We start from the raw sequence: 12,613 nt of genomic DNA, 5'->3' as shown, positions 1-12,613 counted from the left end.
GGGCGCAGTCGGACGTAGTCCGTCTTCAGAACGCGCACGGCCGCAGCGAAGGCGAAGGTACGCCTTATGGGCGCAGTCGGACGTAGTCCGTCTTCAGAACGACAACTAAGCGGTCATGCCGCCGGTCACTCCCGGGGCGGGCCGCAACCGAGCCGACGCCGCGAGGAGGTCTTCCACGTCATGGAGGAATGCCGCCACCCGCGAAGAGAACTCGTCCGCCTCGTGTTCGTCGACATTCCGGTCCAGCCCAGCCTCCAGCGCCGCCCGGATCTCCGAGCGGGCGCTGAAGTAGTCGGCCCACATCACGAATTCCGGCGCGGCGCGCTGCATCAGCACCCACGCGTTGCGCGAGCGCGCCCGGGGGGCGGCATCGGCGCCCGTGAGCGCGATCACCGCACCCGCGCCGCGCAGCGCGGCGAGGTAGGCGGTGCGGAACCGCTCCCGCGGATCCCGCTCCCCCGCCGCCTGCATGAGCAACCCGTCCGCGCGCTCCAGCAACTTGCCGGCCCGGCCGGGCCGGCCCGGATGTTCCACTCGACCAGACATCGCCGTCCCTCCACCATCGCGTACCTTGGCCCGTATCCCGTACTGGAGGCGGGGTCCCCCACCGCTTTCCAGCACCACCCGGACCGAACAGGTATTCGAACGTTTGAATTGAGCTTCAATATAGAGACGCCCACCGACAAACTTCCGCGTCCGCGCGACCGACGAGAGCCATGACCGCCGTCAAGCCCAATCACACTCCCGCACCCGCCGTCATCGATCTCTCGGTGGCGGCTCTGCGCTCCCGGCTGCACGACGCGCTGGCGGTATACGTGGCCGCCATGGACTATCCGCGCGGGACCGAGAACCATCGCGCGCCGATGTGGACCGAGCACACCACCCGGCCCGGCTGGCAGGCGGTCGCCGCGGTGCTGCCCGACGACTCCGGCCGGATCGATCTGCGCCACGCGCCGATCGTGGCGATCGCCTACGGCTATCGCGGCGCCGCCCACCAGTGGTGGCACCAGCAGGTGCACAGCGGGATGCGGCGCTCGGGCTGGCCGGAACACTCCGCGCGCGAATTGCTGTCGGACTACTTCGAGCTCACCGAGCTGCATGTGCATCCCGCCGCGCAGGGTCGCGGCATCGGCGGCACACTGCTGGAACGGCTGCTGCGCGACCGCACCGAGCGCGCCGTGCTGCTGTCTACGCCCGAGGTCACCGGCGAGGACAATCGCGCATGGCGGCTGTACCGCAGGCAGGGATTCACCGACGTGGTCCGGAATTTCGTGTTCGCGGGCGACAACCGTCCGTTCGCGATCCTCGGCAGGCGGCTGCCGCTGTGAGGGTCACGTGACGGTGGTCGTCGTCGGCTCGGGCCACAACGCCTTGGTCGCCGCGTGCTATCTCGCCCGCGCCGGACACGAGGTGGAGGTGCTCGAACGCGACGACGTCCTCGGCGGCGCGGTGTCGACGGTCGAGCGGTTCCCCGGCCATCGGGTCGATCGCGGCTCGTCGGCGCACATCATGATCCGCCACACCGGCATCGTCGAGGAACTCGAACTCGACCGCTTCGGTCTGCGATACATCGACTGTGACCCATGGGGTTTCACGCCCGCGCACGCGGGCCGCTCCGCGATCGTGTTCCATCGCGACCTGGAAGCGACCTGCGCGTCGATCGCGGCGGCTTGCGGCACGCGGGACGCGGCCGCCTACCGCCGGTTCGTGCGGACGTGGGGTCCGCGCAGCGCCCGGGTGATGCGGGCCTTCGGCGGCGGACCGACGCCGGGACGGCTGGTGCGGTCGTTCTGGGGACTGGACGCGAAGGACGGCGGCAGCGCTCTGTCGCGGGAATTCCTGCAATCCGGTGACGCGCTGCTGGACGCCTGCTTCGAGGACGAACGGTTGAAGGCGTCGCTGGCGTGGTTCGGCGCCCAGTCCGGGCCGCCGATGTCCGAGCCGGGCACCGCGCCGATGGTGGGCTTCGCCGCGCTCATGCACACCCTGCCGCCGGGACGCGCGGTCGGCGGCAGCGGGGCGCTGACCACGGCCCTGGTGGCACGGCTGCGCTCCGACGGCGGGGTGGTGACCGCGGGCGACGCGGCGTCCGCGCTGCGCCGCGACGGAGACCGCTGGCGGGTGCGCACCGCCTCGGGCCGAGACCTGCGCGCGGACATCGTGATCGCGGGCTGCCATGTGCTGACGACGCTGGGGCTGCTGCGCGACGGTGGCTTCGACGGCGCGGTGCTCGACGACTGGCGCAGGCGCATCCGCGTCGGTCCCGGCATCGGCATGGTGGTGCGCGCCGCCACGTCGGCGCTGCCCCGCTACCCCGGCAGCCCGATCGAGCATTCCGCCCACGGCCTGCAATTCCTGGTGTCCGACCGCGCGCAGTTGCGCCGTGCGCACGGTGCGGCGCTGGCCGGGGACCTGCCGCCGCGACCGGTCGTCCTGGCGATGAGCTTCAGCGCACTGGACCCGTCCATCGCGCCGCCCGGTGAGCATCAGTTGTCGCTGTGGGCGCAGTGGCACCCGTACCGCCTGGCCTCCGGCGCCGACTGGTCCGATCTCGCGCGGCAGGAAGGCGACCGGATCATCGCCGAAGTGGAGTCGTACGCACCCGGTTTCGCGGAGACGGTGTTGCGCGGGCATGTGCAGACGCCGGTGGATCTGGAGCGCGAACTCGGGCTCGTCGGCGGCAACGTCATGCACGTGGAGATGTCGCTGGACCAGATGATGCTGTGGCGACCGCTGCCCGAACTGGCGGGGCAGCGGGTGCCCGGCGCGCGAGGGCTGTATCTGACGGGCGCGTCCACCCATCCCGGCGGCGGTGTCTCCGGCGCGAGCGGCCGCACGGCCGCCGCCCTCGCACTACGCGACCTGCACCGGCGCGGGCTGTCCCGGTGGCTTCGACGATGACGGACTCGGGCGACCCGCCGCCTGCTCCGGCGGAACCCACGGCGCCCGAGCACTCCACAGGCCCGCTGTCCGGCTATCGCTCGGCGAGCTTTCTGCTGCCCCTCGTCCTCGTGGCGCTGACGATCGTCGCGCAGATCGGATATCCGCTGACCACGGGCGGTGGGCGCGACCGCATCACCGTCGCGGTCGTACTGCTGTGCACCGGCGCCGCGCTGGCGCACGCGACGGCGACCAGGGGATTTCGCTATGCCGTCGGCTTTCTGACCATCGTCTCCGGCATCGGGCTCGCGGCGGAGGTGATCGGCACCGCGACCGGCATCCCGTTCGGCTGCTACGAGTACGCGACCGACCGGCTCGGACCGGCCTTGCTCGAGGTGCCGTTGATCGTCCCGCTGGCCTGGACCGGCGGGATGTATCCGGTGTGGGTGGTGGCCGGGCAGCTGTCCCGGCGCACGATCACCCGGCTCGGGTGGACGGCGGTCGGCGCGGTGGGCTGGGATCTGTTCCTCGATCCACAGATGGTGGCCGACGGGCAGTGGACCTGGTGTGACATCCATTCCGGACTACCCGGCCTCGACTGGATTCCGCTGACGAATTACCTGGGCTGGTTCGGCGTGGCGCTCGTGATGGCCGCGGTGCTCGCGGTCTGGGAGCGGGCGGCGCCGGATCCCGTGCGGACGCCGCGATCGCACCGCCGCGCGATCGCGCTCACCGTTCCGGTGGCCTTGTTCCTGTGGACCTGGCTCGGATCGGCGCTGGCCCACGCGGTGTTCCTCGACCTTCCCTCCTCGGCGGGATACGGCTTCGCCGGTATGGGTCTGCTGGGCGTTCCCCTGCTGGTCGCCCTGGCTCGCGCGCGCCGCTGACCCGCCGCCGCGTCCCGCGCCCGGCGCGCCGACGCGCGCTGCGACTGGCGCGTTTCATTCCGGACGGCAGGCCTGGCACGATGTCACCCGTGCAGCCGAGTCCCGTCATCACGAAGCCCGATGCCCCGGACCTCCCGCAGCGGCGGGCCCCACGCCGCGGCGTGCGTGTCGCGTCGGTGGTCCTGCTCGCGGCGATGCTGGTGCCGATGCTCGCGGGCTGCCTGCGGGTGCAGGTCTCGATGGGGGTCTCGTCCAACGACCGGGTGTCCGGCCGGATCGTCGCCGCCGTGGTGCCCGCCGACGCCGGAGACAAGGGCCCGCAGCTGAAGGCGCCCGAGACGCTGGCGGCCAAGTTGCGAGTGGAGCCGTACGCCCAGGACGGCTACACCGGCAGCCAGGTGTTCTTCGAGGACCTGTCCTTCGGTGATGTGCAGCAGCTCGGCCAGCTGTCCGAGCAGACCCAGGGCATGTTCCAGTTGCAGTTCCAGCGCACCGGCGACCTGGTCAGCCTGAGCGGGCGGGTCGATCTGAAATCTCTGCCGCCGCACGGCTCGGACGTGCAGTTGACCATCGCATTCCCGGCCCGCGTCGCCAAGACCAACGGCAGCCGCGAGGGCGACAACGTCGTCTCCTGGAAACTGCCGCCCGGCGAAGTCTCCAGGCCGCAGGCCGAGGTCAGCTACGCCGACCCGAACACCCGCTCTTTCGCGGGCTGGGCGGGTATCGCGGGCGGCATCACGCTCGCGGTGGCCGCCATCGTCGCGGCGATGGCGTACATGGACCGCAACCCCGCCGCGCCCGGCGCGCCGGAAGTCGGCTTCTCCCTGAGCCGCTGGTGGCGCTCGGTGACGCAGAATCGCTGAGCGGCAGGTCGGTGCGCCGGGATAGCGTGGCCCCCATGGTGAGTGCCGACCTGCCGAAGACGTTGCGCGCGAACTCGATCCTGCCGACCTTCGCCACCGCGGTGGCGGCGCTCGGCGCGGGCATCGCGCTATACAACCGCATCACCGTGCAGAGGTTGACGAATGCCCCGACGACGGTGATCGAACCCGTCACCGTCTGCGTTCCGGCGCGCAACGAGGCCGACCGGCTGCCCGCCCTGATCGGTGACCTGCGCGCGCAGGTGGGCGTACCGCGCCTCGCGGTGCGCATCCTCGACGACGCGTCCACCGACGACACCGGCGCCGCCGCCCGAGCGGCGATCGGCGACGACCCGCGTTTCACCCTGCTGCGCACCGAGTCCGATCCGGTCGCCGGCTGGACCGGAAAGGCCGCCGCCTGTGTCCGGCTGGCGGAGGAGGTGTCCACGCCGGTGCTGATCTTCCTGGACGCCGACGTGCGGCTGGCCCCCACGGCGCTCGCCGCGGCGGTCGGCGCGCTGCGTACGCGCGCAGCCGCGCTGGTCTCGCCCTGGCCCCTGCAAGTGGCCGATTCCGTGGCGGAAGCCGTGGTGCAGCCTCTGCTGTGCTGGTCGTGGGCCTCGACGCTGCCGATCGCCGTGGCCGACCGGAGCCTGCGACCCGCCACGGCGGTGGCCTGCGGCCAGTTCCTCGTGTTCGACAACGCCGCCTACCGCGCGGTCGGCGGCCACACGGCCGTGGCCGGGAGCGTCACCGAGGACCTCGACATCGCCCGTACGCTGCGGCGAGCCGGTCACGCCACCGCTCTGGTGGCCGCCGGAGAGTTGGCCCGCACCAGGATGTATCGCGGCGCCGCCGACCTGGACGCGGGCTACACCCGCTGGCTCTGGTCGGCCTACGACGGCACGATCGCAGGCGGAGCGGCGGTGGGACTCGTTGCGGCCCTTGCCTATTGGGTACCGCCCGCGGCCGCCGTGCTCGGCAGGGGCGCGGTCCGCCGGACGGGCGCGATCGGCTGGCTCGCCGCCGTCGCCGGGCGCCTGCTGGCCCGCTCGACCGAGACCGGCGGCCCGCTGGGACGCGCGGACGTGCCCGCCGCCCTCGCGCATCCGGTGTCGGTGGCGGCGTATCTGCTGCTGTGGGTGCGTTCGCACCTGGCCCGCCGTCGCGGCACGGCGCACTGGAAGGGGCGTTCGCTCCCAGGAGCGGCGCCGCGCCGCGACAGTTGAATCTCACGGGACCGCGGTGATTCCGACCGTCGGCAGGAAGAAGCAGGACTTGGCGCCGTTCTGCACCGTGCCGAACACCGCGGCGAGAACGGTGCCCTTGCCGGTGTCCACCGGGACCGCCCGCACCCCGCCCATGGGGAGGGCCGCGAAGAGGAAGTCCCGGATCGCCTGCTCGGCCACCGGCCGCTGGTCCGCGGGAACGGCAGCGGGGATCATCGCGCGGGCGATGTCGGCCAGCGGCCCCATGGCGGCCGTTCCGCTGCGTCCGTTGCTCAGATTGAGCCAGGCCACCTGCATTCCCGCGGTATTCGCGCCGTCCGGCCCGAGGCCGTAGGGCACGAAGGTGAACATGGCTTGCCCGGCCTTGACGGCGCTGAGGTCCAGTCCGGGAAGCTGCACGGTGTTCTTCGGCCACGGCCCGGGTATGGCTCCGGCCACCGCGGGCGCCAGCCCGGCCGTGGTGTTGTCGAGGCAGAACGCCGACGCGCTCGGGTACGCGAACGGCTGGATACCGAGCGCGCGCAGCGCGTCGAGCGCGGTTTGATAGGCGCCGAACAAGTCACCGGGGGCGGCGATCGGCGCGGAGAGATCGGAGAACGCGGGAATCGTGGCATCCGGAGCCGCGAACGCGGCACCCGGCCCGGCAAACGCGAGGGCGACCGAACAGGTCGCGACAGCGGACAATTGGGTCAGACGACGCAAAGTGATCACGAAACCTCCTCATCGGCGGAACGATCGAGGGGCACAGTACTCCGGCAAACGGCTCCAACAGCACGGATTGCGTACAGCAATTTCGCGGCGAGTCTCGTTTGCCCGAAACATGCTTCCGCGTGGCCGACCCGCGTTCCCCAGCCCTGGCGATACCCGTATGCTGCATCGGACCGCCGTCATCCGGCGCTGGATGCCCCTCCGCGAGGACGCGACCGGTTCGCACCGCCCCTCGGCGAAGCAGCGCACGTCTGGTTACTACAAAGACTCGATCAACTGGCGTGGACAAGGTCTACGCTCACGCTGATTACTTCTCTTGTCCCAGCCTTCCCTTGCTGGGCATCATGATTCGGCTCGGCCCTGACATCGGTTGACAGGGGGTCGGCGCCAACCATCCAGAGCGACCGAGAGACCTGGCTCGTCGACGTCGCAGCAACCCCCCGGTAACCGGGTGCGGGTGCTTCCGCCGGGACCGATGGAGGAACCGAAGTGATCATCGAGGACCCCTCGTGAGTGCGTCCACCGCACCCGCCCCCGCCCCGGCGCGCGAACCGGACCCGACCGGCACACCCCTCCGCGCGCCGGACGCCGCCGAGTACGGCACGCCGCCGACCGTGGCCAAGACCTGGCATCCCTGGCGCTGGGTGGTCAGTGCCGTCGCGCTGATCCTGCTCGCCCAGTTCGTGCACGGGCTGGCCACCAACCCCGGGTGGGACTGGCCGACGTTCGCGCAGTACATCACCGCGAAGTCGGTGCTGTCGGCGTTGCGGGTCACCTTGGAGCTGACCGCATGGGGTACGGCGCTGGGCTTTCTGCTCGGCACCGCGCTCGCGGTCGCCCGGCTGTCGAACAATCCGGTGCTGCGGGTGATCTCGTGGGTCTACATCTGGGCGTTCCGTTCGATCCCGCTGATCGTGCAACTGCTGTTCTGGTTCAACATCGCCTACCTGTACCGGACCGTGTCGATCGGCATCCCGTTCGGGCCCGCGCTGTTCACCTTCGAGGTGAACGGGGTGATCAGCGGTTTCACCGCCGCCGTGATCGGCTTGGCCCTGCATCAGGCGGCGTATTCGGCCGAGATCATCCGGGCCGGGTTCATCGCGGTGGACGCCGGTCAGCTGGAAGCCGCCGCCGCGCTGGGGATCCCACGGCTGCGGCAGTTCCGCACGGTGGTGGCGCCGCAGGCCATGCGCTCGATCCTGCCGAACGCGACCAACGAGGTGATCAGCCTGTTCAAGGGCACCTCGATCGTGTCGGTGATGGCGATCGCCGAGCTGTTCTACCAGGTCCAGGTCATCTACGGGCGCAACGGGCGGGTGGTGCCGCTGCTGATGGTCGCGACGGTCTGGTACATCGTGCTCACCACCGTGCTGTCGGTGGCGCAGTACTACATCGAACGCCACTACGCCAAGGGCGCGCACCGCACGCCGCCGCCGACACCGCTGCGACGCGCGTGGCAGAAGCTGCGCGAGGTCGCCGAGGCCGGTCCCGCCGCACCGCGCGGAGCGACCAGATGAGCGCGGCCCCCGCCGTGGAGGTCCGCGGCGTCCGGAAATCCTTCGGCGCGCATCCGGTGCTGCGCGGCATCGATCTCACCGTGCGCTCCGGCGAAGTGGTCACCGTGATCGGTCCGTCCGGTTCGGGCAAGTCGACCCTGCTGCGCGTGGTGAACCACCTGGAGTCGCTGGACGCGGGCACCGTGCGCATCGACGGCGAGCTGATCGGCTATCGGCTGCGCCGCGACCGCCTGCACGCGCTGCCCGACCGCGAAGTGCGCAAGCAGCGCTCGCGAATCGGCTTCGTCTTCCAGCAGTTCAATCTGTTCCCCCACCTGACCGTGCTCGAGAACGTCACGCTCGCACCGCTTTCCGCGCAGCGGCGCGACCGGACCGAGGTGGAGCGCGAGGCGCACCGGCTGCTGGAGCGGGTCGGTATCGGACAGTTGGCCGACGCGTATCCGCGCCGGTTGTCGGGCGGGCAGCAGCAACGGGTGGCCATCGCGCGGGCGCTGGCGCTGCGGCCGCGGGTGATCCTGTTCGACGAACCCACCTCCGCGCTGGACCCGGAACTGGTCGGCGAGGTGCTCGACGTGATCCGCGATCTCGCGCACGGCGGCACCGCACTGGTGATCGTCACGCACGAAATCGGTTTCGCCCGTGAGGTGGCCGACGCCGTGGTGTTCCTCGACGAGGGCGTCATCGTCGAGCAGGGCCCGCCCTCGGCCGTGCTCGACCATCCCGAACACCCGCGCACCCGCGCCTTCCTTTCCCGAGTCCGCTGATGAACAGGTATCCGATGAAGTTCTCCGCCATGGTCACCGCCGCCGCGACCGCGGTCGCGCTACTGGCCACCGGCTGCACCGAACCCGAGGCGGATACCGCCGCGCAGCCCGCCGGTTCGATCACCTTCGACCTCTCCCCCGCCCAGCCCGGCCGCGTCCGGACCGCGAAGGTCGATGCCATCGCCGCCGAGGTGCCGCAGGCGATTCGCGATCGCGGCACGCTGGCGGTGACCGGCGCGTCCGGCGCTGCGCCGCCGCTGCGGTTCTACGCCACCGATGACAAGACGGTGGTCGGCTCCGAAGTCGACTTCGCCGCGCTGATCGCCGACATCCTCGGCCTGAAACTGGACGCGCAGGTGGCGGACTGGTCGCAGAACTTCGTGCGGGTGGACTCCGGTGAGGTGGACGCGTTCATCTCCAATGTCACCGTCACCGAGGAACGCAAGGAGAAGTACGACTTCGCGACCTACCGCAAGGACAACGTCGCGCTGGAGGTGCCGATCCAGAGCAAGCTCGAATACACCGACCGCACGAGCCTGGCGGGCAAGCGGATCGGCGTCGGCACCGGCACCAACCAGGAGCAGTTGCTGGTCAAGTGGAACGAGCAGAACCGGGCCGAAGGGCTGGCGCCGATCGATATCGCTTACTTCCAGCAGGTCACCGACTACTACCTGGCGCTGGCCTCGCAGCGGCTGGACGGCTACCTCGGCCCCAACCCGACCGCGATCTACCACGCGGCCACCGCGAAGCAGACCAGGATCGTGGGCACCTTCTCCGGTGCGGGCGAGGCGCTGCAAGGCGAGATCGCGGTGCTCACCAAGAAGGACAACGGGCTGATCACCGCCGTGCAGCACGCGCTGGCCTACGCCATCGAGCACGGCACCTACCAGCAGGTGATCGACCGCTGGGGGCTGCGCAGCGAGGCAGTCACCGAATCGCGAATCAACCCACCCGGCCTGCCGAAGAAGCGCTGAGCAGATGACGCAGCGCCGCCGCATGCCCGGCCGACCGTCGGCGACCGGTGTCGCCGACGCCTTTCCCCAGCAGGGCGAGCAGCTCGCCCACACCGAAGTATCTGGAGTCGCCTCGTGATCCGAACCCGTCACCGAATCGCCGCGCTGGCCGGCGCGCTCGCCGCGGCCACCACCGTGGTCGCCTGCGGCAGTGATTCGGCCGCACCCGGCGGCGACGCGGGCCCGCCCCGGCCGGGCGGCACCCTGCGCTACGGCCTCTCCCAGGCGCCGACCTGCTCGGACCCGGCCCAGGCGGGCACCAACCAGACGCTGTACGTCACCCGGCAGATCGTGGATTCGCTGACCGACCAGGATCCGGCCACCGGCGAGCTGAAGCCGTGGCTGGCGCAGAGCTGGGAAGCGAGCCCCGACGCGAAGGTCTTCACCTTCCGCCTCACCGACGGCGTCACCTTCAGCGACGGCACGCCGCTCACCGCCGACTCGGTGCGCAACACGTTCGATTCGGTCGTGCGGCTCGGCTCGGGCAAGGCGCCGTTGGGCAGCAGCTACCTCACCGGCTACGTGGGGACCACGGCTGTCGACCGGCTCACCGCCCGGGTCGAGTTCAGCAAGCCCAACGCCCAATTCCTGCAGGCGGCCTCGACCGCCCAGCTCGGCATCCTGGCCGACGTGACCACGGCGAAGCCCGCCGAGCAGCGCTGCCTCGGCGACAACGTCGGCAGCGGGCCGTTCACCTACACGGCCTACCGCCAGGACGCCGCGGTGACGCTGGCCAAGCGCAGCGGCTATCGCTGGGGTTCGGCGGTGTTCGCCCATCGCGGGGAGGCCTATCTGGACAAGATCGAATTCACCGTGGTGCCCGAATCCGGCGTGCGCACCGGCAGTCTCGCCTCCGGGCAGCTGGACGCGATCAGCGACGCGCTGCCGCAGGACGCGCCGCAGATCGAGGCGGCGGGCGGCCGAGTGCTCAGCACCGCCAATCCGGGTGTGCCGTTCGGCCTACAGCCCAACGTCACACGCGGACCGCTGCGCGATCCGGCGGTGCGCCAGGCGCTGCTGCCCGCGATCGATCGCAAGCAATTGGTGGACACCGTGCTCGGCCCGCAGTTCAAACCCGCAACCAGCTCGCTGGGGAGCACCACACCCGGCTACACCGACCTCTCGGCACGGCTGGCCTTCGACCCGGCGAAGGCGCGCACCATCCTCGACCAGGCCGGGTGGGTGCCCGGCGCGGACGGCATCCGGGCGAAGAACGCTGAGCGGTTGACGTTCTCGGTGCTCTTCAGCCAGGTGTTCGCGGGCAACCAGGCGATCCTCGAACTGGTGCAGCAGCAACTGCGGCAGGTCGGCGTCGAACTGAAACTGGACCTGGTGTCGGTGGCGGAGACCACGGCGCGGCAGAACAGCAAGGACTTCGACACCTTCTACGGCAACACCACCCGCGCCGATGGCGACATCCTGCGCACCTCCTTCGGTCTCGACGGGCGCAACCTCAATGCGCGCGGCCCCATCCCGCCGCTGGACGACGCGCTGAACGGGCAGGTCGCCACCGTGGACACCACGGTGCGCAACGGGCTCATCCACACCGCGCAGCAGCAGGTGCTCGACGCGGGCCTGCTGATCCCGACGGTCGAGCTGTCTCAGGCGATCGGAGCGGGGGCGAACACGCAGGACCTGAAGTTCGAAGCCTCGGCGCGATTGCAGTTCTTCGACACCTGGCTGAGCGGGCGATAGTCATGGCGCGCTATCTGGCCCTGCGGGTGTTGCAGGCGATCTGGGTGCTGTGGGCGGCGTTCACGCTGTCGTTCGTGGTGTTGTACCTGCTGCCCGCCGACCCGGTCTCGATCGCGGCCGATGCAGGCGGGTCGGGCACCCCGGTGGACAAGGCGGCCATCGCCGAGTTGCAGGCCCGCTACGGGCTGGATCGGCCACTGTGGGAACAGTATTGGACCGCGCTCGGGCACGCCGTGACCGGCGATCTCGGGCATTCCATCGCCACCGGGCAGCCGGTCACCGGCGCGATCGGCGACGCGCTGCCCGCCACGCTCGCGTTGACCGGCGCCGCCCTGCTCTTCGCGGTCATCGGTGGCGTCGCGCTGGCGTTCGCGGCGACTCATAGCCGTCGGCCGTGGCTGCGCAACGCCTTGGCCGCGCTGCCGTCGCTGGGCGTCTCGGTGCCGACCTTCTGGACCGGGCTGCTCCTGCTGCAAGTGTTCTCGTTCCAGTTGCGGCTGGCGCCCGCGTTCGGCGGGCACGGGTTCGCGGGCACGGTGCTGCCCGCGCTCACCCTGGCGCTGCCGATCGGCGCGGTCATCGCGCAGGTGCTCACCGCCGGGCTGGAGACGACCTGGCGTCAGCCGTTCGTCGACGTGGCCCTGGCCAGGGGCGGGTCGCGCTGGTGGGTACAGCGCACGCACGTGCTGCGCCCGGCCAGTGTGCCCGCGTTCACCATCGCGGGGGTGCTGGTGGGCAACATGCTCGCCGGATCGGTGGTGGTGGAGACGGTCTTCGCCCGTCAGGGCGTCGGGCGGCTGACCCAGACCGCGGTGCTGGCGCAGGACATCCCCGTGGTGCAGGGCATCGTGCTGCTCACCTCGGCGGTGTTCGTGAGCGTGAATCTCGCGGTGGACCTGGTGTATCCGCTGCTCGACCCGCGCATCGCCGCCCGCTCCCGCGCCGTGGGCGGCGAGTCCGAGCGGAACGCCGTCGACGCCGCCGAGGAGGCGATCATCCGTGCCTGACGCCGCTTCCGTCATTCGTACCGCCGCCGGACGCACGCTCGGCGCGCTGCCGG

At 71.0% G+C, this 12,613-nt stretch carries 12 protein-coding genes and 1 riboswitch; of the genes, 10 read left to right on the top strand and 2 right to left on the bottom strand.

Going from position 1 to position 12,613, the window contains the following annotated elements; all coding sequences use genetic code 11:
• Positions 1 to 105: 105 nt before the first annotated feature.
• Positions 106 to 546: an SAV_6107 family HEPN domain-containing protein gene (locus ACGF7Y_RS34135; protein ID WP_039797092.1), complete on the bottom strand. Its 441-nt coding sequence runs from the start codon at positions 544 to 546 to the stop codon at positions 106 to 108.
• Between the two features lie 170 nt (positions 547 to 716).
• Here ACGF7Y_RS34135 and ACGF7Y_RS34130 point away from each other — a divergent pair, with 170 nt between their 5' ends.
• The 5 genes from ACGF7Y_RS34130 to ACGF7Y_RS34110 all read left to right on the top strand — a co-directional run bounded on the left by ACGF7Y_RS34130 (position 717) and on the right by ACGF7Y_RS34110 (position 5,856).
• Entirely contained in the window at positions 717 to 1,328 is a 612-nt protein-coding gene (locus tag ACGF7Y_RS34130) for an N-acetyltransferase (RefSeq protein WP_062977533.1), read from the top strand.
• Between the two features lie 7 nt (positions 1,329 to 1,335).
• Complete coding sequence (locus tag ACGF7Y_RS34125) at positions 1,336 to 2,901, top strand: phytoene desaturase family protein (RefSeq protein WP_393241367.1); 1,566 nt, start codon at positions 1,336 to 1,338, stop codon at positions 2,899 to 2,901.
• Complete coding sequence (locus ACGF7Y_RS34120; RefSeq protein WP_393241364.1) at positions 2,898 to 3,767, top strand: carotenoid biosynthesis protein; 870 nt, start codon at positions 2,898 to 2,900, stop codon at positions 3,765 to 3,767. The genes ACGF7Y_RS34125 and ACGF7Y_RS34120 overlap by 4 nt, the downstream gene beginning before the upstream one ends.
• 80 nt (positions 3,768 to 3,847) lie before the next feature.
• The gene (locus ACGF7Y_RS34115) at positions 3,848 to 4,630 is read left to right on the top strand and encodes an LppM family (lipo)protein (RefSeq protein ID WP_393241361.1); all 783 of its coding nucleotides are present in this window, start codon (positions 3,848 to 3,850) and stop codon (positions 4,628 to 4,630) included.
• A gap of 35 nt (positions 4,631 to 4,665) precedes the next feature.
• On the top strand, positions 4,666 to 5,856 hold the full coding sequence (locus tag ACGF7Y_RS34110) for a glycosyltransferase (protein WP_393241358.1): 1,191 nt from the start codon (positions 4,666 to 4,668) through the stop codon (positions 5,854 to 5,856).
• A 3-nt stretch (positions 5,857 to 5,859) separates the two neighbouring features.
• Here ACGF7Y_RS34110 and ACGF7Y_RS34105 read toward each other — a convergent pair whose 3' ends face one another.
• Positions 5,860 to 6,567, bottom strand: coding sequence for a hypothetical protein (locus ACGF7Y_RS34105; RefSeq protein ID WP_393241356.1), 708 nt, complete (start codon positions 6,565 to 6,567; stop codon positions 5,860 to 5,862).
• 385 nt (positions 6,568 to 6,952) lie between these two features.
• Positions 6,953 to 7,046, top strand: a riboswitch (SAM riboswitch).
• A 27-nt stretch (positions 7,047 to 7,073) separates the two neighbouring features.
• On the opposite strand from ACGF7Y_RS34105, the gene ACGF7Y_RS34100 reads away from it, so the two are divergent.
• From ACGF7Y_RS34100 to ACGF7Y_RS34080, 5 genes are all read left to right on the top strand, one after another.
• Complete coding sequence (locus ACGF7Y_RS34100; protein WP_393241354.1) at positions 7,074 to 8,081, top strand: amino acid ABC transporter permease; 1,008 nt, start codon at positions 7,074 to 7,076, stop codon at positions 8,079 to 8,081.
• Positions 8,078 to 8,845, top strand: coding sequence for an amino acid ABC transporter ATP-binding protein (locus ACGF7Y_RS34095; RefSeq protein ID WP_393241352.1), 768 nt, complete (start codon positions 8,078 to 8,080; stop codon positions 8,843 to 8,845). Before ACGF7Y_RS34100 ends, ACGF7Y_RS34095 begins: the two co-directional genes overlap by 4 nt.
• Positions 8,845 to 9,819, top strand: a complete 975-nt coding sequence (locus ACGF7Y_RS34090; protein WP_393241349.1) for an ABC transporter substrate-binding protein — start codon at positions 8,845 to 8,847, stop codon at positions 9,817 to 9,819. Before ACGF7Y_RS34095 ends, ACGF7Y_RS34090 begins: the two co-directional genes overlap by 1 nt.
• 114 nt (positions 9,820 to 9,933) lie before the next feature.
• Complete coding sequence (locus tag ACGF7Y_RS34085; RefSeq protein WP_393241347.1) at positions 9,934 to 11,553, top strand: ABC transporter substrate-binding protein; 1,620 nt, start codon at positions 9,934 to 9,936, stop codon at positions 11,551 to 11,553.
• 2 nt (positions 11,554 to 11,555) lie between these two features.
• Complete coding sequence (locus ACGF7Y_RS34080; RefSeq protein ID WP_393241344.1) at positions 11,556 to 12,560, top strand: ABC transporter permease; 1,005 nt, start codon at positions 11,556 to 11,558, stop codon at positions 12,558 to 12,560.
• Positions 12,561 to 12,613: the final 53 nt, after the last annotated feature.

Origin of the sequence: Nocardia sp. NPDC047654, assembly GCF_043205035.1 — a bacterium.
In the GTDB taxonomy this organism is placed as follows: domain Bacteria; phylum Actinomycetota; class Actinomycetes; order Mycobacteriales; family Mycobacteriaceae; genus Nocardia.
The sequence above is the reverse complement of the archived record's forward strand: the minus strand, read 5'-3'. Positions and strand labels throughout refer to the sequence as shown.

Coding starts and splice junctions, on each gene's coding strand:
- ACGF7Y_RS34135 (WP_039797092.1), bottom strand. CDS start 546: ATGTCTGGTCGAGTGGAACATCCGGGCCGGCCCGGCCGGGCCGGCAAG.
- ACGF7Y_RS34130 (WP_062977533.1), top strand. CDS start 717: ATGACCGCCGTCAAGCCCAATCACACTCCCGCACCCGCCGTCATCGAT.
- ACGF7Y_RS34120 (WP_393241364.1), top strand. CDS start 2,898: ATGACGGACTCGGGCGACCCGCCGCCTGCTCCGGCGGAACCCACGGCG.
- ACGF7Y_RS34115 (WP_393241361.1), top strand. CDS start 3,848: ATGTCACCCGTGCAGCCGAGTCCCGTCATCACGAAGCCCGATGCCCCG.
- ACGF7Y_RS34110 (WP_393241358.1), top strand. CDS start 4,666: ATGGTGAGTGCCGACCTGCCGAAGACGTTGCGCGCGAACTCGATCCTG.
- ACGF7Y_RS34095 (WP_393241352.1), top strand. CDS start 8,078: ATGAGCGCGGCCCCCGCCGTGGAGGTCCGCGGCGTCCGGAAATCCTTC.
- ACGF7Y_RS34090 (WP_393241349.1), top strand. CDS start 8,845: ATGAACAGGTATCCGATGAAGTTCTCCGCCATGGTCACCGCCGCCGCG.
- ACGF7Y_RS34080 (WP_393241344.1), top strand. CDS start 11,556: ATGGCGCGCTATCTGGCCCTGCGGGTGTTGCAGGCGATCTGGGTGCTG.